The organism is Nostoc sp. LEGE 12447, assembly GCF_015206985.1.
Classification (GTDB): domain Bacteria; phylum Cyanobacteriota; class Cyanobacteriia; order Cyanobacteriales; family Nostocaceae; genus Nostoc.
On record NZ_JADEXT010000066.1, the window covers coordinates 1 to 23,489 of the forward strand.

Annotated in this window: 19 protein-coding genes and 5 pseudogenes; 12 read left to right on the forward strand and 12 right to left on the reverse strand. The window is 40.9% G+C overall.

Annotation, left to right across the window (positions count from 1 at the left end):
• Window positions 1–1,704, forward strand: a pseudogene (locus tag IQ274_RS33245) (hypothetical protein); the annotation flags it as partial.
• A 270-nt stretch (window positions 1,705–1,974) separates the two neighbouring features.
• Here IQ274_RS33245 and IQ274_RS37030 read toward each other — a convergent pair.
• The 7 genes and pseudogenes from IQ274_RS37030 to IQ274_RS33280 form a co-directional block, all read right to left on the reverse strand.
• A complete protein-coding gene (locus IQ274_RS37030; protein WP_228058556.1) occupies window positions 1,975–2,196 on the reverse strand; it encodes a CopG family transcriptional regulator in 222 nt (73 codons plus the stop codon).
• 737 nt (window positions 2,197–2,933) lie between these two features.
• Window positions 2,934–3,317, reverse strand: a complete 384-nt coding sequence (locus tag IQ274_RS33255; protein ID WP_194144863.1) for a hypothetical protein — start codon at window positions 3,315–3,317, stop codon at window positions 2,934–2,936.
• A gap of 96 nt (window positions 3,318–3,413) precedes the next feature.
• Window positions 3,414–3,590 carry a DUF2811 domain-containing protein gene (locus IQ274_RS33260; protein ID WP_409879677.1) on the reverse strand — a complete coding sequence of 59 codons (177 nt, stop codon included), beginning with the start codon at window positions 3,588–3,590 and terminating at the stop codon, window positions 3,414–3,416.
• Between the two features lie 631 nt (window positions 3,591–4,221).
• On the reverse strand, window positions 4,222–4,512 hold the full coding sequence (locus tag IQ274_RS33265) for a hypothetical protein (RefSeq protein WP_194144864.1): 291 nt from the start codon (window positions 4,510–4,512) through the stop codon (window positions 4,222–4,224).
• Window positions 4,513–4,517: 5 nt separating this feature from the next.
• Window positions 4,518–5,477, reverse strand: a complete 960-nt coding sequence (locus IQ274_RS33270) for a ParM/StbA family protein (RefSeq protein WP_194144865.1) — start codon at window positions 5,475–5,477, stop codon at window positions 4,518–4,520.
• A gap of 404 nt (window positions 5,478–5,881) precedes the next feature.
• A pseudogene (locus tag IQ274_RS33275) lies at window positions 5,882–6,395 on the reverse strand (hypothetical protein).
• A 254-nt stretch (window positions 6,396–6,649) separates the two neighbouring features.
• Window positions 6,650–6,820: a hypothetical protein gene (locus IQ274_RS33280; RefSeq protein ID WP_159402648.1), complete on the reverse strand. Its 171-nt coding sequence runs from the start codon at window positions 6,818–6,820 to the stop codon at window positions 6,650–6,652.
• Window positions 6,821–7,107: 287 nt separating this feature from the next.
• On the opposite strand from IQ274_RS33280, the gene IQ274_RS33285 reads away from it, so the two are divergent.
• The 5 genes and pseudogenes from IQ274_RS33285 to IQ274_RS33305 all read left to right on the forward strand — a co-directional run bounded on the left by IQ274_RS33285 (window position 7,108) and on the right by IQ274_RS33305 (window position 12,859).
• Window positions 7,108–7,899, forward strand: coding sequence for a ParA family protein (locus tag IQ274_RS33285; RefSeq protein ID WP_194144866.1), 792 nt, complete (start codon window positions 7,108–7,110; stop codon window positions 7,897–7,899).
• 2 nt (window positions 7,900–7,901) lie between these two features.
• Entirely contained in the window at window positions 7,902–9,020 is a 1,119-nt protein-coding gene (locus IQ274_RS33290) for a ParB/RepB/Spo0J family partition protein (RefSeq protein ID WP_194144867.1), read from the forward strand.
• Window positions 9,021–9,201: 181 nt separating this feature from the next.
• Window positions 9,202–11,459: pseudogene (locus IQ274_RS33295) on the forward strand (ATP-dependent RecD-like DNA helicase).
• Window positions 11,460–11,567: 108 nt separating this feature from the next.
• Window positions 11,568–12,518, forward strand: coding sequence for an RpoD/SigA family RNA polymerase sigma factor (locus IQ274_RS33300; protein WP_194144868.1), 951 nt, complete (start codon window positions 11,568–11,570; stop codon window positions 12,516–12,518).
• A gap of 92 nt (window positions 12,519–12,610) precedes the next feature.
• A complete protein-coding gene (locus IQ274_RS33305; RefSeq protein ID WP_194144869.1) occupies window positions 12,611–12,859 on the forward strand; it encodes a hypothetical protein in 249 nt (82 codons plus the stop codon).
• A 165-nt stretch (window positions 12,860–13,024) separates the two neighbouring features.
• On the opposite strand, the gene IQ274_RS33310 is transcribed toward IQ274_RS33305, so the two are convergent.
• From IQ274_RS33310 to IQ274_RS33330, 5 genes are all read right to left on the reverse strand, one after another.
• Complete coding sequence (locus IQ274_RS33310) at window positions 13,025–13,408, reverse strand: class I SAM-dependent methyltransferase (protein WP_194144870.1); 384 nt, start codon at window positions 13,406–13,408, stop codon at window positions 13,025–13,027.
• 163 nt (window positions 13,409–13,571) lie between these two features.
• Complete coding sequence (locus IQ274_RS37035; RefSeq protein ID WP_228058557.1) at window positions 13,572–13,796, reverse strand: anthrone oxygenase family protein; 225 nt, start codon at window positions 13,794–13,796, stop codon at window positions 13,572–13,574.
• 307 nt (window positions 13,797–14,103) lie between these two features.
• On the reverse strand, window positions 14,104–14,913 hold the full coding sequence (locus tag IQ274_RS33320) for a hypothetical protein (protein WP_114080960.1): 810 nt from the start codon (window positions 14,911–14,913) through the stop codon (window positions 14,104–14,106).
• Window positions 14,914–15,087: 174 nt separating this feature from the next.
• Window positions 15,088–15,582, reverse strand: a complete 495-nt coding sequence (locus tag IQ274_RS33325) for a gamma-glutamyl-gamma-aminobutyrate hydrolase family protein (RefSeq protein ID WP_163939129.1) — start codon at window positions 15,580–15,582, stop codon at window positions 15,088–15,090.
• Between the two features lie 62 nt (window positions 15,583–15,644).
• A complete protein-coding gene (locus IQ274_RS33330) occupies window positions 15,645–15,872 on the reverse strand; it encodes a hypothetical protein (protein WP_114080961.1) in 228 nt (75 codons plus the stop codon).
• A gap of 1,231 nt (window positions 15,873–17,103) precedes the next feature.
• On the opposite strand from IQ274_RS33330, the pseudogene nirA reads away from it, so the two are divergent.
• The 6 genes and pseudogenes from nirA to IQ274_RS33360 form a co-directional block, all read left to right on the forward strand.
• Window positions 17,104–17,339 (forward strand): annotated as a pseudogene (gene nirA / locus IQ274_RS37040) (ferredoxin--nitrite reductase); the annotation flags it as partial.
• Window positions 17,340–17,523: 184 nt separating this feature from the next.
• On the forward strand, window positions 17,524–18,846 hold the full coding sequence (locus tag IQ274_RS33340) for a CmpA/NrtA family ABC transporter substrate-binding protein (RefSeq protein ID WP_194144871.1): 1,323 nt from the start codon (window positions 17,524–17,526) through the stop codon (window positions 18,844–18,846).
• A gap of 153 nt (window positions 18,847–18,999) precedes the next feature.
• The gene (ntrB, locus tag IQ274_RS33345; RefSeq protein WP_194144872.1) at window positions 19,000–19,833 is read left to right on the forward strand and encodes a nitrate ABC transporter permease; all 834 of its coding nucleotides are present in this window, start codon (window positions 19,000–19,002) and stop codon (window positions 19,831–19,833) included.
• 102 nt (window positions 19,834–19,935) lie between these two features.
• On the forward strand, window positions 19,936–21,924 hold the full coding sequence (locus tag IQ274_RS33350) for a nitrate ABC transporter ATP-binding protein (protein ID WP_163937069.1): 1,989 nt from the start codon (window positions 19,936–19,938) through the stop codon (window positions 21,922–21,924).
• Window positions 21,925–21,984: 60 nt separating this feature from the next.
• Entirely contained in the window at window positions 21,985–22,824 is an 840-nt protein-coding gene (locus IQ274_RS33355; RefSeq protein ID WP_194144873.1) for a nitrate ABC transporter ATP-binding protein, read from the forward strand.
• Window positions 22,825–23,002: 178 nt separating this feature from the next.
• Window positions 23,003–23,230 (forward strand): annotated as a pseudogene (locus IQ274_RS33360) (abortive phage infection protein); the annotation flags it as partial.
• Window positions 23,231–23,489 lie beyond the last annotated feature (259 nt).

Consider the following 23,489-nt stretch of genomic DNA (forward strand, 5'->3'; position numbering starts at 1 on the left):
GTCCTGGGTGAGTCTCCCAATGGAAATCTCCTCAAAATTAATAAAATTAACTTCTATGATTTTTCTGGTCAGACATTCAATGATCAAGATTACCGAAAACTGACTATCGAAACCTCAGCTTCTAAAAGTAGAGATGCTGTATTTTTGAATGGTGAACCCTTGGGAGTATTGCACTTCAAAAAAGACAAAGACGCGCTCAGACAACTTGGATTGCTCAAAACCGGAAAACTTACACACGCCGACGCTATTATTCAAAGTAATTTCTCTGTGATTTGCGCTCAAATTGACCCTAATACCGTTGAATATCCTACTATTTGGACGAAGGAATTTCAGGCTTTTGGGACTCAATCAGTTAATCCTCAACAACAAGAGATGATTGAGAGTAGTGCGAAAATTCTACATCATATTAAAGAACGTCCTACTTTCTTATTTTCGACAGAATCAAATAAAAAACTCGGAGTCATGGGCTTGGCTGTTGACAACCAGAAAGCTGAGACTGTGACAAAATGGTTAACTGCTCAAAAAGTTGAATGGCAGCAAGTACCAATAGAAGATGTTATCAGGGAAACTAAAAAAGGTCTAGCTGTATTTAACTTGGTTGATAGCTCCATCCCTGCCAAAACTTTAGAGAGCATGGCCAAGAAATTTGGGGCTGTGATTGAAACGGATAGTGAGTATCAACAAAGGGTTAATTCCCTCGCCACACGACCGCAGTTTTTGAAACCACCAGAACAAACAGCACAATCCCAGAAGGAGCAAAGCCGACATTCCACTCCACCCCAAGATATTCAAAATGTCGCCCCAAGAGCCATCAAAGGTAAACCAATTCCCATGAACTACCCTTTAATGATGCATGGTGACACTAATCCAATACTAGTAGATACTTGCATTGATGCGATGAGAGGATATGGTCGAACTCATACCACCAGAGATTATCAACCATACAAACAGTATGGGTTTAAGGAAGGGGATATTGCTCTGGCGACAGGCATTGATAAGCAAGTCGCCTTTCGAGTGGGTAAGCAGTATCAAATCACACCCTCTATGATTGCTGACCCCGTTTATCAACAGCAGTGGGCTGATATGGAAAAGCACTCGCCCAAAGCATTACCAGAACTGTTCACGGGCAAAGGGCAGGTGTGGGGACTACATCTTGAACCCTTGGGGGATTATGTGGAGGGTTTTATAGTCCCGTTTCCTGAACCACAAAACAGAGCCTCACCTAACCAAACAGTCCAAACTCAATCAGTCACTATTGATGACTTGAGAAATTGGTACAATGCCGCAGATAAGTTAGGGAAGCCGGAGAATTACAAAAAACGCATTGTAGAAGTGGCTTATGGGTTTAAAGCTGGTGAGCAATTATCAGCCGAAGCTTTGACAGTAATGAATAAAGATACATTTGAGCTTGAAAGAATCAGTCGGTTGACTCAAATTGCTCAAAGGATTGGCATGGTCTGGGGTAAGTCTGATGAAAATGGTACTCAAGTTCAAGGAAAGATTTATGACTTGGCTTTCAATACCCAGCAGAGGGATTTAACTATTTCGCAGAAAAATGGAGAGGTAATTTTAAACTTGCAATCTGGTCAGGTGCAGACTAATAAACTAACTCCACAGATATTGCAAACTTTTGAGGATGCTAATAATCAAATTGATAAAATATTAGCTAAATCCCAAACACAAAAAATAGATTTCCAAAGATAGGTTTATCTGCCTCCGGCAAGGCAGAAGGCAGTTCTTGCTGGAGGAAAGAATAAGTTTTGAATTTTGCCTTTTTGCCTTGGTAACTTGGGTTTAAGATCCCCGCTAAATCGTAGATTTAGCAGTCTACAATTACTGTTATTGCCAGAATCCTGTGTTGTTGACCTTCTGCCTCCTGCCTCGTTCAATAAAAATACGTATTTATAGGCTTTTCAACGAGTCAAAGCCAAAAATCAAAACTTAATTTAGAATCTCAAAAACATTGCTCTATCTCTAACCTATACCAACTGGCTGTGATTCATGAGTAACAGAGCTAGGCTTCATGGGTGCAGGATGTTTGCTCTCTTGAAGATGAGTTACTTCAAGAGAGCGAATCAACTCTCGAATGACATCAGTTGCTGGTCTGCCTGTGATTGCACAATAGCGTTCAAGCTTTTCACTCTCAGTTGATGCGAGATTTATTGTGATTCGTTTGATAGCCCATTTTTTATTCATAACTTGTTCGGATTTTTAAAAGTTGAGAAATTAAACGGACATTGCACTCTAGCAATGGTTGATAAATAACAATTATTAACTCGATTCATACTTGCCTTGCGGTCATACTATTATAAACATAAGTTTTTTAAGGTATTTACGTATAATCAAAAACTTCACCAAGAAATCACTTATGTGAATTTCAGATACAATTTTGATTTGGGATTGGAATGATCTTCCCAAATTAAGCTAAAGCTGTAAGGCAATTGCAAAATTCAAAATCTGAAGACCAGTGATTTCTCGGTAAAGGTATGTGTAATTCTAAAGAAATTATTAAGGGAATACCCAGGTAAGATGGGTAGAAATTGGGTAGTTCTGCGCTATTTTTACCCAAGCGATTGAGCGATAATTATGTGTATAAAAAGCGCTGGCAAAGATTTTAAGCTGGCATTTAATAAACTGCAATATAAAACAGAGCCCTGGATTTTTACAGGGCTTTTTAAATTGAAAACTCAGTTTTCGAGTTTAAAAAAGTGAATGATGGTTTGATTGTGTGTAAGGATTCAGAAGTCAGGAGTCAGAATTCAGGAGACAGCCAGCCAAAACATTTCAAGATTTGATAGTTTGGCAAGGTGATACTTCAGGATTAATGCTTCAACTTGAGAAGTTAGTAGGTTATGCTAATTCCATTCTGAATTCTGAATTCTGACTCCTGAATTCTTACGATTGTATCTTTTACAGACAAATGAAAGCGAGTTTTAATTAGCTGGATTGGAGTTGAGTACAAGATCAAGTAAAGTACGAGCAGGTTGTGATTTAAATAGTGCAGCTTGGTGGTCACTATAAGCACGAACTAGGCGATTAAGCGTGTTAGCACCAGTTTTGGCTTTTTCAATTTCTTCACCTCTGACAATTTCGCCATCAAGCATCTGCTCAATCACAAGTTTAATATCACCAGCTTCAAGGCGGACTTTTTGTAGCTTTTCTAAAGTGCTAAGTAAGGTTTTGAGTGAATTTAGGATTTCGTCACTATCTGGGGCATTTTCCACTGACTCAGCGATCCCTTGAGTTTGTGTTCCATCTGGAAGTGTCAGTAATTCAGTAGTAGATGTTTTAGGTTTTATCTCGGATTCGCTTGCCATTAGTCCTAACTCAAGAAATCTTTCTGAGTGTATCGCTTAATTGAGCTTTAGTTTAGTATGAGTTTTAGGGAGTAGCAGAGTCAGGTATGTTGTAAATTAGCCTCGGCGAAACAGAGCTTCTAGATAAACCTGGGAAACACGGCGATCTCCATCAGCATTTTGCAACAGAAACAGTGAGATAGCTGCGGTAATAAGGCGATGTTCATCCCAATCAGGATGCTGTTCTAGATAGCTGTTTAAAGACTGATGTAGTGTTTCAGGAAGATTAGTCAAGATGTTTTGGGTTGAGTTCATGCGAATCAAAGCTTCCGAAAAAGCAAATCAATAGGGACAATAAGCCAGAGGTGATGCAGTAGTTGTCCTGTTTCACCCCATTCTTTGGTTGTCAAACCACCTGTGCTAGTAACTGAATAATTTTATACAGTTGATGTTCAAGATGGAATAGACGGCAAAGGCTAGTCGATTTATTGTGTGCTGACTGGCTCGGTTTGTCAATGTTGCAAAATATTAAACATAAATATAGAAAAAATAAATAATTACGTGAAAGCTAGGGTTAGAGATAGATTTTCTTTACGCAACTTAACAATAACTCCGTAAGACAGACTGATAGCTACAGTCATGACAAAATCCCCAGTGGATGAATAGAAGCCAATTATCTTGTCAAACAACTGTGGAAAACAGTAGAAGTAGCTGTGGAAAGTCTGTGGAATCAGTTAGAAAAAGTAGAGCTAATAATAAGAATTGCAAAAAGTTCTAATGTAAGCTCTGCGATTGTCAGGGGCTGAAAATACAGTAGATCCTATGCTACAGACAAATCTTTGGCTCAGTGACGACTCAAGTGGAAAAATTATTTTCGCGTCATAGTGGAATAACCTTGTGTGTAATTAACAACTTCCTTTGACGGTTACAAATCAAAATCAAGGCTGAAGGTTTCTGGTTCAGAATCTTCTTCTTTCTCTTGTGCCAATGGAGTTGAAGTCATTGAAGGAAGTTTGTTCAACTCATTAGTAATCGGCGTGAAAGCTACTTGTTGTGTGGCTAATCCAGCCTTGATGAAAACAAAATAGCAATCAATAATAAAGTAAAGCGTCTCCAGGTAACTTTTACCTAGTTGTTGGGACTCTACAAATATGCGTTTTTGATAGTTTTCTTTAAGCCGAATTTTTATCGGAGCTAAGTCTTGTTTATTTGTCATTGTGATCAGTTAAGAGATGTAGTAGGCGAATTCTTGGCAGAAATGGCTTTTGCCATTTGTAGAAGCCCAAAGACATTAGCTTCCACCGGGTTGTCCAGTATTTTGAACCCGTTCTTCTCTAAAAGCTTCTTAAATCCGGGTAACAGGCAACCTCCACCAATCGCCCAGATTTCATCCCCTTGGTGTTTAGCATCAAGCGTCAGATTCACCACTTTCTTCAAGTATTTTTCATACCAATCTTTTAAGCAAGCGGTGTAAACATCTTTGATATCGATGTCACGGCTGTACTTGGTATGTCCCATTTCCAGACAAAATCGGATCTTGGATGCATCCCCGATTTTTCCGCCATTTAAATGCTTCATCTTTTGGGAAATATCATTTATGAGAACTTCTACGCCTGTGGGGTAGGCGGTGTGAACTTCTCGTTTCCCTTGGTTGTAACGAGAATACAGAGTCGTGCCATTGCCAAAATCTAAAATGGTTAATTTTTTCGGTAGTTGATGCCCAAACAATGCACCCATCCCTTCTAGTACGACTTTCAGGACTTCTACTTTTACTTCTGATTGTTTGCCAGCAAGTATTGGCTGATATTCTCCATTGAGTACTTTTTGCAATTCGTCAGCTAGACCAACATCATGTAAGCTGACGACTAATTTTAAATGCCAAGCCTTACGGTGTGGTAGATGTGCCAATGCACCGAATAAAGTCAATAATGCGTTGTTGACTTTGTTTTCATTGTTATCAGTGTTTCGGTCAAAATAATTTCCTGTACGGAAAGCTGATTCTCCAACTGTGTAAGCACTACCGTTAAAAACGACCCTCCCTGGTACGTCTTCCATCTCGGCATTGGTTATATAGCTGGGGACACGAACAACTTCAAATCCATCGACTAAAAGTTTTAGGCTTCCATAGCCGTTATCAAAGCCAGCAGGAAAAATTTTTTGCAAGGTGTGAATGTTAGACATAGGGGACGAGTCAATACGGTTTGATTAAAAAAGTTATCTTGATAAATAATAATAATTGTTAACGCAAAGATTTTCTCTTGCTCCTCGGCTTCAGCCTGAAGAACTTATCATAACCTCTTGGGGGCTAAGTGGGGTAAAACCTCACTCAATCGAATGTACCCCATACAGCCCCCATACAGCCCCTATATAGGAGTCAAATTTTGTTCAAGCCCCTAAATAATCTTGGGGTACACAAAGCCCCCATATAGCCCCCATGATTTTTTTGAAATCTTTTCGATCAACGCAGCAAAAATTAATTTAGATCATCGTTGACTGCTTGATTTATACTTTAGTGTTAATCTTTTGTCGAAAAACAATTCAGTTTTGATCTTTAACTTCTTGTTGACTATGTAACGAGTGCGTTACTACTTGCTTACATGTTCAGCTTTCTCAACTGAATTATCATTCACACCCAGAGTCAATTCCAAAGGAGTTCTTTGGGGGTAAGCTTTTACTACTTGTCGATAAACATCATAATTAGTAGGCAGTGTAGTAGTGAGAATTACCCACTCCATAGGTCAATTTGTACTTTACATTCTTCACCAATTCAGGTTTACCTACCTCTTCTTGAGGTCTTTTACGTTGTTCAACTCCATCAACACTTGGCCGCAACGGTAAAGTAGGCCACCATAAGCCTCGGTCATCTGGGCCAACAACTGCTCCTGGCGGTTTCAATCCATTCCGATTCAACACTGAAGTATTCGCAAAGATTTCAATACGTGGCTGTGGTTGACTTGTTAGGTTATTCGCATACTTGACTTGCCAGGAGTAACTGGTGAGTGCTGTAGCTTCATACTGTTCAGCAGTAGTAGTGCTGCAACTAGTTAGTATCAGTGCCGTTAGTGCAGTTATTATTGAGGGTAAAAATCTCATTTGCATTATCAATCGTAAATATCTTTCACCAATCACTCTTGAAGAGGGAGTGTGCCATCATTCCTGCCAAGGTAAAGGTATCGCTGTTGTTGAAAGTACTTCCCTTGCTTGCAGCCTAATCGCTGTTTGCTCACAGTTGGGGCATTTTACTTTTGTGAAAATTACTTAAGGTCGTCCTTTGTACTCGCCCATTACGGGATCTCCGGTGTACTCGCTGATTATCCCCTGCTTGCAGTGATAGCACTCGAATATTACACGCCCTACCTCCGAGTTGCAATCCAGGAATTGCAGTGCTGACAGGGTTCTGGCGGTAATTCTGGTTCTTCGGGGCGGTCTTGAAAGGGTATATGAGGTTTGGTTGCTGGTGGTGAATCTATTTTTTTCTTGTTGCGCTTGCCAGTCACCTGCGGCTCAACTTTTGGCGGCTTCATGGGTTTTTCCTCGACAGGGGGATAGTCAGGCTGTTACTGAGTTTTGAGTTATTCATCAACTAAAGTCAAATCAGATTTAACAGATGAGGTAATGGGTTTGGGCTGTTGCTGTTTTGATGGTTTAGATGGACGTTGGGTTGATTTCAATTTAATTTTGTTTATTTCTCAATCCTTAAAAAATGTGTCGTATTTTAAAATACGACAGAAATAGGTGACAAATACAAATGCATGATATACATTTTTCAAAAGCTTAATGTCGAATTTCAAAATCCGACAAAAAAACTGATATGAAGCAGATAGTTCTCTCACTGATAGCTAACGCAGGCGGTGTAGGTAAAACTACACTCAGTGTACACCTTGCATACGAGATAGTTCGGCGTGGCTTTTCTGTAGCAATACTTGACTTAGATCCACAACGCTCTTTAGATGTGTTTTGTGGGATACCACCTGCTGAAGTATCTAATACTATAGTCAAGGCATTATCCAAAGATTTTAAGGGGGATTGGAAATTAATTTCGGTTTGGGAAGAATCAAAAATTCAAGTCTGCCAAGGACATCCATTAATGGCTGAAATGGCCAACGAATTAGTAATTAGGAAACGAGGAGAGTACACACTTAGCGATCGCTTAAAAAACTACCCATTACCTCATAACTTAGTGATCTTGGATTGTCCGGCCACATTGGGAATGCTGAATGTTAATGCTTTAGCCGCTTCAACTCACATATTAGTTCCAGTGCAATTAGAAATGAAAGCGATTTCTGGTTCAGCAGAATTGGTAGAATGGTGCATTTCAACCAGCGATGAGTTACAGTTATCACCTCGTCCACCAATTTTAGGGTTTGTGCCAAGTATGTATGATGATACCGTAGCGATGCACAGACAATATCTAGAGCAATTACCAGAAATCACTGAACATTTACAATTAAAACTTTACCCCAAAGTTCGTAGTTCCAATGAATTCAAAAATGCTAGCGCTCACGGGCTACCTTTACAAAAATACCGTCCTAAACATCCTGCTTGTAAAGATTTTAAGCAAATTACAGATGATTTAGTCGCTTTAATTAAGGAGAAAAAATAATCGTGGCTTTGCCTAAAATTGCTAGTAGATTTAGTAGTGCAGTTCAAAAAACTGAGCAAGAACAAAAAATTGCTGAACTTCAAATAGAAATAGAAAGACTCAGAACCGCACAATCTCCTGAATTAGAGAATGAACTGCAAAAACTCCGAGAACAACTTCAACATCAATCAGGAGAAGTACAAGTTGATTTAAATCTCATTGACCCGAATCCTAATCAGCCTCGGCAGACAATTACACCAGAATTAATACAAGCAAAAGCACGATTACTCAAAAAACACGGGCAGATTTCAGCAGTCATTTTAGTCAGACAGAGTAATGGTCGTTACATACTGTTAGATGGGCAGCTACGTACAGAAGGAGCTAAATTACTAGGCTGGTCAACTATTCGTGCAGTAATAGTGGCAATGCCTAATGACTTAGATCAATCTGCATTATTAACTTTTCTTGGCTTTGAAGACTTGAATCCTTTAGATAAAGCAGAGGCAGTATTTAAAGAAGTAATGAAGTCCGCTAATTTGTCAATGGATGAAGTTTCCACAATGTTGGGAACGGTAATTAAAAGAATAGAGAGAAATGGAAATAGTAAAGAGCTAGCAAAATTGATGGCTGTTAGCGTCGATGAACAGCAACAGGGCTTAGAACTACTGGAAATTACAGGTAAAGAACAGAGTCTACTGCTAGTGCTGCTAGAGTTGGGGTTAAATCCTAGTTCTGTGAAAGCTAATCTAATGCCGATGCTTTATCTGCCTGAAGATTTAAAACAGGTCATCAGGCAGCATGGACTCAAAGGCGCTCATGCTTTAGCATTGGCAACTCTATCTGCCAAGGCATTAGACATCTCCGAAAATCAAGCAGCATCAGAACGGATTGCAGCAACAGATGAAGTCTTAAAGAAAAATCTGACAGTAACAGAAACTCGTGAACTGGTTAGAAAAATTAAGATCAAGTATTTAAAGCCAAATGAACAAGAGTTAAAAGAGGTAAAAATAATATTTCAAAAAGTTAATGGAATTTCTGGAGATTTGCTTAAAAAAGCTAGTAGTAAACAACTTCACGAAATGCGCTCTCTTTTTCAGGAGAAATTACAAGAAATTGACAAAGTTATTGCTACAAGTAAATAAATTCAATATTCTTACTTTTACTTTTACAAATTGTTTCATAGAAGTAAGTTAATCGGAGAAATTAGGGTGAGTTTTCGATGACACTAATACTGGGTGTGTAGCTTAGTATTTATGTACTATACTTCATTGAATTCCAGTATTATATACAATAATGTGCTGTGCGGCATCTGAATCATAAGCAATGTCCACTCCTCCTAATCTTTCCCCTCAACAAGTAAGCGCCTTTCCTCAACACGAAACAATCACCGGAGTCGTAGAACGCCTAACTTTTTACTCTGCTGAATCGGGTTACACTGTGGCAAGGCTGACCCGTCCCCGTAGCACCGAACTGACAACAATTGTTGGCAGCTTTGCTAACATCCAGCCAGGGCAGACTTTACAGCTAACTGGGTTCTGGCGTGACCATCCACAATTTGGGCCACAGTTCCAAGTAGTCAACTACAAAGAAACCAAACCAGCCACTCTCACCGGAATTGAGAAATATTTAGGCAGTGGACTCATAATAAGGTGTTGGGCCAGTAACAGCCAAACGCATCGTAGCTCACTTTGGACTTGAAACCCTCGATATTATCGAAAACCAGATCGAGCGATTAGTTGAAGTTCAGGGCATTGCTAAAAAGCGGATTACTTTAATCAAAAACGCTTGGTCAACTCAGAAAGCCATCAAAGAAGTGATGGTATTTCTCCAAGGGCATGGTGTTTCTACCACTTATGCTGTGAAGATTTATAAGCAATATAAGGATGAAGCGATCGCTACAGTAACCCATAACCCCTACCAGCTAGCAGCCGATATCTATGGGATCGGCTTTCTGACTGCTGACAAGATTGCGAGAAATATAGGAATTGCCCCGGATTCAGAATTTCGTTACCGTGCGGGGATTATCCATTGCCTAAGTGAAGCTGCCGAAGATGGTCACTGTTACCTGCCACAAAGCGAACTGATTGAGTCGGTAATCAAACTGCTGACAACCGAATCTCATCAGCCCACAGAAGAAGAGGTTACGATCATTATTAAAGATATGGCTCTGGCAGACGAGCTGATTAGAGAGCGGGATGAAGAAAAAAGGCTACTTTGCTATAAGCCGACTTACTTTCATACGGAACAGAATTTAGCTCAACTGATACGCCAACGCTTGGAAAATCCTGTTGGTACTGACATTGAGCGTGTGCGTGATTGGATTGAGCGCTTTACTGCTAGCCGGAAAATTCAGCTTTCAGAACAGCAACGCCAAGCTGTAGAAACAGCAGCCTATTCCAAAATCATGATCCTCACTGGTGGACCTGGCGTTGGAAAGACCTTCACAACTCACACCATTGTCAGCCTGTGGAAAGCAATGGGTAAATCTATTGCGTTGGCTGCACCAACTGGACAGGCTGCTCAACGCTTAGGTGAAATGACAGGGCTGGAAGCTAAAACTATTCATCGGTTGTTAGAATTTGACCCCCGCTCAAGGGGTTTCAAGCGCGATAGCGAAAATCCTTTGCCTCACACGGCAATTATCGCTGACGAAGCTTCGATGCTTGATTTGTTTCTGGCTTACTCCTTGGTTAAAGCAGTATTGGCTGGCGCTCTACTATTGTTGGTGGGTGACATTGATCAGTTACCATCTGTGGGCCCAGGTCAAATACTCGCTGACTTGATCAATTCTGGGCGAGTTCCCGTGGTGCGGTTGACCCAGGTATTTCGCCAAGCCCAACAGAGCGCAATCATCTCTGCTGCTCACCAAATCAACCGGGGACAGTATCCCACAATCGAGCCAATCTCCGACAATCCTGTGTCTGATTGTCTGTGGCATGGTGGAGGTCATCAGCCTGAACATGGAGTGCAAGCAATCTGCGAGTTGATTACAGACTTGCTCCCTCGACTAGGTTTTAATCCTGCCACTGATGTCCAAGTGCTTTGCCCGATGACACGGGGAGTTGTGGGTACTCGCAATCTTAATACCGTGTTGCAGCAGTTGATTAACCCACCCAGCCCCAGCAAGGTGGAGATTAACAGAGGTGGGAATTTGTTACGCGAGGGAGATGTCTGCGACAAGCCGCTAAGAGCGTCTACGCATTATCCAGTTGACCAACGACTACAACCGCGAAGTCTTCAACGGTGACTTAGGAATAATCCTCACCATTGATACTGTCGAGCAGGAAGTTACAGTACTGTATGGTGAGCGGACTGTGGTTTACGATTACGCTGACCTGAATGAAATTGCCCTTGCCTGGAGCATTTCGATTCATAAAAGCCAGGGGTCAGAATATACGGTGGTGATTTTGCCAATCTATATGCAGCACTATATGATGTTGACCCGGAACCTGTTTTACACCGGGCTGACCCGTGCCAAGAAGTTAGCGATCGTGGTTGGAGCAAAAAAAGCGATATCTCTGGCGGTGCGCTCTACTGATGACCAAAAGCGCTACACAAGGTTAAAGCAGAGGTTACTTTAGGTAGGACTGCATTGGTGATATGTTTTGGTTCTTCAAAATAGAAAACTTTATTGAGCTATTTGATTTATACTTTTGAATCTCCTGGTTTAAAAAAGTCGAAAAGTTTGTATGTCCAGCCTGAGTTCCGACATGGTTCGCATCTATTTGCAAGAAATTGGTCAGTATCCTTTATTAAAGCCAGAGGAAGAAATCGCTTATGCAAGACTTGTACAAGAAATGATTGTCATTGAGCAATCTAAAAATGAACTCACTCAACAGCTAGACCGCGAACCAACAATGACAGAATTAGCCAACGCTGTTGAAAAAACCGAAGCACAAGTCCGAGCAGCACTACACCTTGGTCAAAAGGCTAAACAAAAAATGGTGACAGCTAACCTGCGACTAGTAGTTTCTGTTGCCAAGAAATACCAGAACCGCAATTTGGAATTCTTAGATTTGATTCAGGAAGGAGCAATTGGCTTACAACGGGGTATAGAAAAGTTTGATCCCAACCGGGGCTATAAGCTATCGACCTACGCCTACTGGTGGATTCGTCAAGAGATTACACGCGCGATAGCAGAACAATCGCGCACTATTAGATTGCCTGTTCATCTCACTGAAATACTTACCAAAATTAAAAAAGTACAGCGAGAAAGCTTTCAAAAACTCGGTCGTCATGCCACTGCCGAAGAAATTGCATCAGCATTAAACATAAGCACAGATAAGCTTCGAGAATATCTCACTGCTTCTCGCACAGCCATTTCTTTAAATAAACAAGTGGGAGATGAAAAAGAGACAGAATTGGGCGAAATTTTAGCCAGCGATGCCGCTTCACCAGAAAAACTCCTTAGCCAAGAACTTCTATCGCAAGATGTAGCTAAATTCTTAGAACCATTGACACCTATACAGCGTCAAGTGTTGACTTTAAACTTTGGGCTAGAGAACGATCAGCATTTCAATCTAGCTCAGATTGGCCAACAGCTAAACCTCAGCCGAGAGCGGATTCGTCAAATCCAGGTCAAGGCGATAAGTATTCTCCGCCATCGACAAAGCGATATGCAAGAGTATTTAATTGATTAAGTAGAATTACTTTCGTCAGATGATGCACGGATCTTGTAGAACTAAGACGAAAAACTATATTAAAGAAGTAAGTCCCCAACAGTAATCAGTCAATGCCCAGTAAAACAATTGATGTCCGAGAATACACCGTCAGAGCGCACAAACGAGAAATTCACACTCGCGTTTTCAACTTCGTATGTAAGCAATGCGAACAACCCACACAACGAGAAACCTTTGGTGTGCGACCGCTCTACTGTGAAAAATGTCGTCCGCCACAAGCACCCAAGAAATCAGTAGTCCCTCTTAGAAAACGGAAGCCCAGAGCTATGACTTATAGGAGTGATGAGAGTAAGCTAGGATAATTTTTTGTCAAAGATTGGTAGTCAGTGGTGGTGACTCAAAATCAAGCAAGAAAGTTGATTTCAGTCCCCACCTTTAACTTCGTATTCAACTCAAAAGCTTATTTTCCACCCCAGCATCAATCATTTTGGTTAAAGACTCAGCGTTAAATCTCGTCAGCGATTCCGCTAACTGCTGAAAATATCGGTATTGATAGATAATGGTAGATTATGTCTCTGTCCGGCGCGGCGACGGGGGTCTTCAAGAAGGGCAAAAGTTTTGATAATTTCGATTTCAGACACGATAATAGATGCAAGAAGTACGTTGACTGAATTTACTTTTTCTTTCGCCTTCTCGATTATGGATGCTGAAAAATCAACTGCATAGACTGTTTGGGCAATTTGTGACAGCAGCAATGTATTTTTGCCTGTGCCACAGCCAATTTCAACGACTGATTTATACCTCTTACTCATGAAGGTTTCTTTAGTAATGATTTGATCGAGATCGCGCGTCAGATTTTCATCAGCATCATAGGTGGTTGACCAATTATCGTATGCGGCTTGAACACTCATATTGACTTAAAAATGACTACATTTTGATGAGTAGAATTATCCTATTTTTACAGTTGATGCAAAATATTCCTATTGCACTGTTTGATCACAGAGCGCGATAGTCAGTAATGCTGCTGCCCCAAACTCAAGATTGTCCTAACATGGTTCCGAAGCATCCAATTGGTTAGATATCTAGCCCACAGGGAATAGCACCCTCAGTACTATCTGGTTTGGCGATCGCTAGGGCATCATTGAGTGGCACATTGAAGGTGATTGTCACCAGAATTGTCCCAACCAGATAAAGCAAGCTACCAAACAGGTCAACTTCAACATTATCCTCTCCTCCAAAAAATCGAAAAACTAAAATTAGGTTTCGACATGGATGAAGTAAATCATAGACGCGAGCCATGTAAGGTTTTCAGTAGTAGTCTATCAACCCAAAAATGCGCTTGTGAGGGCTGGGGAAAGGATAAGGGATTTAAAACCTTTACCCCGCTAAGTCACGAAAGCGAACTACTAGAACACCGATTCAGTAAAAGGCGAGGCTGTAAAACCTGATTTTTAGGCCATTTCAACCATAATTTCCTTCTTGCGCCTAAAAGAAACCCGAGTTTTTCGTCATGACTCTGAATACTGAATCGGTGTTCTAGGCTGATAGCGGGTATTGGGTTTATAACCACATCCCCGCTCACAGACGACAGCATCATTTGTTACAGTTAAAGTACCTGTTCGCCACCGGGATAACAGAAAGAAGAACGGGGAGCATAGAAGCCAAAGGTAATTTCAAGCGGTCGTCTTGGTCGTAAAGCATAGACAGGATGGCTTGGTTGAAGGAACTCCAAATCAACAATTTGCCAAGGGGTAACGATCTCTGCAACATAAGGATAAACACCACTGGAGAATGAACCATCGGTTTTTTTCGTGATGTATCGCAATTGACCACTAGCCACATTAGCAATGGTGTTACTGACCCTAGCAGTAGTGCGAATGATGGGAATACCGTTAGATTCGGTTGTAGCTATTAAGGTATTGCCATTAAGGCTCAGAGTTGTACGTCCCGGTGTTGCAGGAACGCCACGCTCTAAAACATATTTGATTACGGTAGAACTAGAGTTAAAGTAGTGAGTCCACCATCTACCGGGGTTTACACCGCCAGGGGCATCAAGGTTTTGGAGATCGGCACCAAGATAAGTCAGCGAGTACGCACCAAAGCCGGAAGTCTGCTCATCAGTATCGACTACATATTGGTTCATGAAGACTGCGCCCCTGTAGTTTGGTGTGAAACGATTTGGGACTAAGGACTTCACAGCGGTAGAATCTTCCGGAATCCAGCCGAAATATAGCATTCGACTATTAATAACCATCTGCGGGGCTGCAAGCTTGTTAGGTTCTTCAGCTTGTGCGGAACTATCAGTATTAGAACCAGTAATTAAATTGCCTAGTAGCGGTGTACTCCCTACTGAAGCAGCGCCAGTAATAAAGCCAGCGGTCTTGAGAATTTGGCGGCGAGAGAAATTATAAGACAATTTAAGCTCCTGCAATTCTGTTTTTGTTAACTTATTAATCCGACAGAGAGTATCCGCCTGTTTTGCATAGTGTTCTCTGCTCTTGTGATTTGAATTTAAAGATAAATAGGGGAGAAATAGGGGAGATAATTACAATTGCAGGAACAATTTTCAGCACCAAATAATTTGGGGGGATCAGGCTGGATCTGACCCGGTTGCGAGGTTAGGGTCATCCCAGAAGTATTTTGTATGTGCAGCCTGAACGAGAGCTAGAAAAACTCTTTGATGATTGGGATCGAGAATTGAAAGCTGAGGATGCCATTGCACAGCAATTGCCCAAGGATGGTGTTCATGCTCCACAGCTTCAATGGCTCCATCATCCCAAGCATGAGCAACAACCCGCCAACCAGGGGGTACTTTATCTACCGCTTGATGATGCCAAGAAACTACAAATATACGAGAATTCTGTAAACAGTCAGTTAAAAGGCTTTCTACATCTATCCTGACGAGATGTTCTGTAGGTAAACGTCGTCCAGATCCAGGCTCTAGACGATGTAATGCAGATGTACCGTAAACATCTGGAATGTGAGGAATTAGAGTACCCCCATAGGCGACGATGAGAATTTGTAAACCCCGGCAAATACCCAATATCGGCAGATGACATTCTAGAACAAACTTGCCAAGCTGCAATTCAAGTGATTTTTAAAAATTTAAAAAATAGTTAGGGAATTAAAAAATTATCAATTGAAAAATCAATTGCGGTTTGAGCCACAACCTAAACAACGCATACAAACAGAGAAAGCCGCTAGAAGTGAAACAATCTCAATAAATAATTGCAATGACAATGGAGCTAGAGCTAACCCCCAAATTAGAGAAATTGTCCCGCTAAACATCGCCGTAATGCGATTAATTTCATCTTGAGTCTTCCAAGCCAAGAAAAAAATTCCAAAACCTATTAATAATAAAAGCAAACTACTCATAAATCTATGCCCAGTTGATGGACTGATAGTCTATTAGGGGGATAATTACTAATCTTGCCAATCATACAGCAGTAATTGTATAGCAGGTGCTGCCGATCACTCTTATACAGATGTTTGTATTTAATTCATTCCACATTGCTTCCCCGCACGAAGGACATTTTTTTTGAACACAATCGAGTACTTCAAACGATGTTGCCTCTGGTTTTAGACTTTTCCTTGCCAAGTTTTTGCACCATTATTTCCCTACAAGGTCAAGATTACAGGATTTCTACTCTTCTCTAGTAAGTTTTGCCACGCTAGGTTAATACTGCATCCATCAATTCAAATACTGCATCTTTGGCCTTCCCCAAACAATCATAGATAGCTTGGCGGAATTTTTCTAGTTGTGTCAGGATCATCACGTCAATGATTTATCGATTACTTTCATTGACTTTACGGCAGTCAGTGTTACTGCTGACTGCTTTTCTCTAGCCTTTTAGTCCAAAGTCCAGCTTCAAAGAACTGGTGGAGAAAATGGGGCAGTGCATAAAGCAATTAGAAAAAAGGTTGACTGATTTAGAAGCCCAACAGCAGGATCTGCGGTGTTGTAGCTAGGTCTCTCTTTACCATCCACCACAAATTCTGAACCATGACAAGGGCAAGCGAATTTTTTGCCTTACTGCGTTTTAGTTAACATACATCAATCCTAAATGCTGTTCAGCAAGCGCTTTGCATCCCTCATTAGCTGTTTGTGATGCAGAAAATGTATCAATAATATGCGTTTACTGCATTTTTACCCAAAAAACGTAACATTTTATACTATTTTCATATAAATCTTGCTTTAACTTAAAAATGTCGAAATTGTTACATAAACAGTATCCAAGGCTTCTTAATAAATTTGCAAAATGTAAACAGCGATAGATTTTCCCTAACTAATTGAGAATTTTACGATAAACATGTTAACTATCTTAGGTTCCAGGTTGTAAGAGCTAATTTGTAAACTAGAGTAAAGTCTTTGATTCGTAAGGGTTTCAAGAATTTGAGCCAATAAAGCGTTTATTCTCTGAAAGTCTTGTCCAGCAAGGAATTAGATAACCTTAAGATTCTCTTTAGGAATTAGCTCTAATGCTCTTGAGTTACAGATAATAAACCGTAACTGAATCAAATTTTTTCATCACTAATCCTCGTAGATTCAGTAGCTCATGAGACTACGATCTGGTTGATATTATTTATTTGCAACGAGAATCAGCTCATGAAAGACACAGCAAGTACCATAACAGCTAGCCTCAACAAGTTTGAGAAATTAAAGGCAGAAAAAGATGAACTCACCGTCAAGGGTGAAATAGATAAATTTGCCGCCCTAGTTTGGGAAGTAGTGAGCGAAATAGACCGAGGCCATCGACTCAAGGGTTAGGTGTGTTTTTTTACCCAGTCACTCTAGGCAAGTTTATGATGCGGATGCGTTTATCCAACTGTATTCTCACAAACTTTGGAGCAAAACCAAGGCAAGAAGCTTTAGTAACTCATAGATTAGTGGATCACAACTAACAATTAGGGATGAGGATTTATTAACTTCCAGATTTTATGCATAGGAGCATTTAAATACAATACCCCCAGAAAAAAGTTGTGGATCTTATTTAATCCACGTTCCTTAACAATTAACAAAGGACAAATGAAAAATCTTTCGCGCAGAAAATTTATTTTAACCACCACCACTGTGGCAGCGGCTTCTATCCTGGCTCATGGTTGTTCTTCCGGTAGCAATACAGCCTCAACAGGTGGCGACGCACCCTCTGCGGCTCCGGCTGCCAATGTCTCTACAGTAGCGAATGCACCAAAGGTAGAAACAACCAAAGCCAAATTAGGATTCATCGCTCTAACTGATGCTGCTCCCGTAATTATTGCTAAAGAAAAGGGTTTCTTTGCCAAATACGGTATGACTGATGTTGAGGTCATCAAACAAAAATCTTGGCCTGTCACCCGTGATAACTTAAAAATCGGCTCATCTGGCGGTGGTATTGATGGCGCACATATCCTCAGCCCCATGCCTTACTTGATGACTATCAACGATAAAGTGCCAATGTATCTTTTGGCAAGATTAAATACCAATGGTCAGGCTATTTCCGTTGCAAATAAATTTAAAAACCTTAATGTAAATTTAGAAAGCAAGGCGCTGAAAGAAGCTGCGAGTCTTGCCAAAGCCGAGCAAAAAGCCTTGAAATTTGGTATGACCTTTCCTGGTGGCACCCACGATTTATGGATGCGTTATTGGCTGGCGGCTGGTGGTATCAATCCAGATCAAGATGTGGTTTTATCACCTGTACCACCACCACAAATGGTTGCAAATATGAAAGTCGCTACTATTGATTCTTTCTGTGTGGGAGAGCCTTGGAACGCTCAATTGGTCAACCAAAAATTAGGCTATTCAGCTTTAGTTACAGGCGAATTGTGGAAAGATCATCCAGAAAAAGCCTTTGGAATGCGGAAAGATTGGGTTGATCAAAATCCCAATGCTGCACAGGCATTGTTGATGGCAGTACTGGAAGCTCAACAATGGTGCGATCGCGCCGAAAACAAAGAGGAAATGTGCAAAATTTGTTCTGACCGTAAATACTTTAACGTTGCTGTTGCAGATATTTTAGAAAGGTCTAAAGGCAATATTGACTTCGGCGATGGACGAACTCAGCAAAACTTTTCACATCCGATGAAGTTCTGGGTAGATAATGCTTCCTATCCTTACAAGAGTCACGATGTTTGGTTTTTAACAGAAGAAATTCGCTGGGGCTATTTACCAAAAGATACTAAGGTTCAAGAAATAGTTAATCAAGTGAATAAAGAGGACTTGTGGAAAAAAGCAGCTAAAGCTCTTGGTGTTGCTGATTCTGAAATTCCTAAGAGTAGTTCTCGTGGAGTTGAGACTTTTTTCGATGGTGTAAAATTTGACCCTGAGAAACCAGAAGAATATTTGAAAAGTTTGAAAATTAAGAAGGTTTAATGAAGCGTTTAGGCACAATCAGGCATCCCCAGCAAAATCCTAGTTAGTAGTGAGAAATTTGTCGTTCATAGCAAGGTTTATTAGGACTAAATCACTTACTATAAACTTCATTTTTACGCTTGGCTACATAAAGACAATTGGAGAAAAAACGTAATGGCAGCTATCCTTGGAAATCGCAATTTTAGAAAAAATAACCGCAAACATCTCAATAAATTAGTTTCGCAAAAAATTGTGCCGCCACTGATAGCATTAGCTGTATTTCTAGTGATTTGGCAACTAGTTTGTTTAACTCCTAACTTTGGTTTACCTGGCCCAATAGAAACATTTTCAGAAACTTGGAATCCTTTTATCATTGATCCATTTTTTGATAATGGTGAAAGTGATAAAGGTTTGGGCTGGCAAATACTTAGTAGTTTGGGAAGAGTCGCTTTAGGTTTTTCGCTAGCAGCAATTGTTGGCATTGCATTGGGAATTTTCGTTGGTGCTAATAAGTTACTCTATAATGCCGTAGATCCAATATTCCAAGTGTTGCGGACTGTACCGCCTCTAGCATGGCTGCCAATTTCCCTGGCAGCGTTTCAACAAGCGAATCCTTCAGCTATTTTCGTAATTTTCATTACATCCATTTGGCCGATTGTGATCAACACCACGGTGGGCGTGCAACAAATTCCTCAAGACTATGTAAACGTAGCTAGAGTTTTACGTTTGAAAGGAGTAAAGTATTTCCTAAAAGTTGTGTTTCCTGCCACTGTTCCTTATATATTCACAGGGTTACGCATTGGCATTGGTTTATCTTGGCTAGCAATTGTTGCAGCAGAAATGTTAGTCGGCGGCGTGGGAATTGGTTCATTTATTTGGGATGCTTACAACACAACTACAGAAACTAACTTAAGCGAAATTATCCTCGCACTAATTTATGTTGGTTTAGTCGGCTTACTGCTAGATAGATTGGTTGGTTTTATAGCTAGCAAAGTTGTCCCAGAGTAGAGAATGGGAAATGGGGAGTAGGGAATAGGAAATAAGTTACTTCCCCATTACGAATTACGAATTACGAATTACGAATTACGAATTACGAATTACAAATTAAAAATGATTACTTTTGTTGAAGTTGACCACATTGACCGTGTATTTGAACTTCCGAATGGCGGCAAATACATTGCTCTAAAAAATATTGATTTGAAAATTCAACAAGGTGAATTTGTTTCACTAATTGGACATTCTGGTTGTGGTAAATCTACTTTGCTCAATATCATTGCAGGTTTAGATAGAGCGAGTGTTGGAGGTGTGACCTTAGAAGGGCGAGAAGTTAGAGAACCCAGTCCAGATCGAATGGTTGTCTTTCAAAACTACTCTTTGCTGCCTTGGTTAACAGTACGGGAAAATATTGCCCTAGCTGTGGATGAAGTGTACAAGAGTAAGCCCAAAAGCGATCGCCGAAGCATTATCGAAGAACATATCGAGATGGTAGGGCTGCGTTTGGCAGCTAATAAACGTCCTAGCGAGTTATCTGGGGGAATGAAACAACGGGTAGCGATCGCTCGCGCTTTAGCAACTCGTCCCAAGTTATTACTGCTAGACGAACCCTTTGGGGCGTTGGATGCTCTAACACGGGGTAGTTTACAAGAGCAACTGATGAAAATCTGCAACGAACACAGCGTTACCTGCGTGATGGTGACACATGACGTAGATGAGGCGCTTTTGTTGAGCGATCGCGTCGTCATGCTCACTAATGGACCAGAAGCTCATATCGGGCAAATTCTCGAAGTGCCAATCCCTCGCCCGCGTCAACGCTTGGAAGTCGTCAAACATCCCAGCTACTACAGTCTGCGGAATGAAATGATTTACTTCCTCAACCAACAAAAGCTGGTTAAGAAACGCAAAGCACAGCAGACTTCAGCACCAGTAGCCATATCCCGCAACGGCTTAGAAAAAGTCAATTTAGAAATTGGCTTTATGCCTCTAACTGATGCTGCACCTTTAATCGTTGCTCAAGAAAAAGGCTTCTTTGCCCAGTATGGTTTAGAAAATATCACCCTCACTCGTGCTAATAGCTGGAAGGAAATAGCTCAAAATGTTGTTACTGGCAGATTAGACGCCGCCCAAATGTTGGCGGGAATGCCCTTAGCCCTAACTTTGGGTGCTGGTGGTAAAAAACCAATTCCTATAATTAATGCCCTAAATATCTCTCGCAATGGGAACGCCATCACCTTAAGCAAAAGATTGTATACCCAAGGTGTCAGAAATCTGGCAGACTTAAAAGTAGCCATTAACGCTGCTCCCGACCAAATTTTGACTTTGGGTGTAGTTCATCCAACCTCTATGCTGAACCTAATTCTGCGTTATTGGCTGGCGGCTGGTGATATAGATCCTGATCGAGATGTCAGCTTAAGGGTGATTCCACCAATGGAAATGGTTTCTCAACTCAAAGCCGGAAATATTGACGGTTACTGTGCTGGAGAACCCTGGAACTATCTTGCTGTTCATCAAGACTTAGGCTTTGTTGCCGCCACAGCTTTGGAAATTTGGTCAGGACAGCCGAAAAAAGTTTTGGGAGTGCGGGAAGATTGGGCGCAGAAATACCCAGAAACTTATCTTGCTCTGCTTAAAGCACTGTTAGAAGCTTGTAAATACTGTGACGATTTCCGCAACCGTGAAGAAATTTTAGAAATACTCTGCCGTCCTGAATACTTAGACATAAATCCTGTATATGTTCGTCCTGGTTTCATTGATTGCTATGATCGCGGGGATGGTACAGAACCACAAGAATTCAAAGCATACAACCAGTTTTATCTCAATCAAACCAACTATCCCAACCGCACTGAAATTTTGTGGATGACCACTCAGCTAGCACGTTGGGGATTAACACCCTTTCCGAAAAACTGGGTAGAGGTAATTGAAAGAGTCTGCCGCACAGATATATTTGGTGCTGCTGCACGCGAACTAGGCTTACTCGATATCGGAGAAGATGACCCTGTTCACTTATTTGATGGGAAAGTTTTTAACCCATCAGAGCCAATAGAGTATCTCAAAAGCCTAGAAATTAAACAGCAAATACGTATTGAAGAAGTATTTATTTAGTCATTAGTCATTGACCATTTGTGACTGACAAATAACAAACTACCCATAGATAAACCCACGATGCAAATAGTAAACAGAAATACCCAGATCAATCAACTGCAAACAAAAAAAGCAGAAAATTTTTTGGTGATTGAAGGTGTAAGCAAAATTTATCCAACTTCTGAAGGTCCTTACACCGTACTGGATGGAGTTGACCTGGAAGTGCAAGAAGGCGAATTTGTTTGCATAATCGGTCACTCTGGCTGCGGCAAATCAACTCTGCTCAACATGGTTTCCGGGTTTAACACTCCCACCGATGGTATTATCTTGCTGCAAAACAAACCAATCACAGAACCAGGCCCAGACCGGATGATGGTATTCCAAAATTATTGTCTACTCCCTTGGCTGAGTGTCTTTGATAACGTTTATCTGGCTGTTGATTCGGTATTTCCTAAAAAACCCCAGGCAGAAAAACGGGCGATCGTCAGAGAACATTTGGCAATGGTGGGACTCACAGAAGCAACTGATAAGAAACCCAATCAGCTTTCTGGTGGGATGAAACAGCGAGTTGCGATCGCTCGCGCCCTTTCCATCCGTCCGCAAGTTTTAATTCTTGATGAACCCTTTGGGGCATTAGATGCCATCACAAAAGAAGAATTACAAGAAGAACTTCTGCAAATCTGGCGTGAGCATCAAGTCACCGTACTAATGATTACTCATGACGTTGATGAAGCGCTTTTCTTAGCAGACAGAGTTGTGATGATGACTAACGGCCCATCTGCTCACATTGGTGAAATCGTCAATATTCCCTTCTCCCGTCCCCGCAATCGTCGCCGCATTATGGAAGATCCAGAATACTACAACCTGCGAAACTACGCTCTAGACTTTCTCTTTTGCCGATTTGCTCACGCTGACGAGTAAGCTCGACTTTATCCAAAATTAAGAACTTGGCTTTCCTTATCCGACAAAAATCCTGGTTTTTTGGCAAATACTTTTTCCATTTCACTGATTTACGCTCAAGTCCAAAAACTAAAACTAGCGTCCCGCAATGGTTTCGGCGTCGGGTTTTGGGTTGCGTAAAAATGGATAAAGTCGAGCTAAAACGACGTTATTGCCTGACAGCAAGTATTCATTCGGGTTTGGTGCGCCAACTGACCTGGCACTACCGATAATTGCATCTTATCGGGTATTTTTGGACAAGGACTATAAATGGATTCTGCCGTTTAACGAATTTGCTGAAGATTTCCTCCAACACTTGTGGACGAACTATTTCCGTAAATATTTGGTGTCGGAGAAAACAGCAGGGAATACAGTCGGTACAAAAATCATAGGAACTGGGTTTTGAATTTCATACGTTGAGTTAGTGTATGCTTGTTAATGTATAAATCTAATTCTATTTTACGTTCAAATGTCTATTCCTGAAATTACCCAAAAACTTTTAACAGCCAAAGAAAACAAAGGGCTGACTTTTGCAGAATTAGCAGAAGTTCTGCAATGTAACGAAGTATGGATTGCCTCTGTAATTTATCGCCAAGCGAGTGCTTCACCTGAAGAAGCAAAGTTATTAGTTGATACATTAGGGCTTG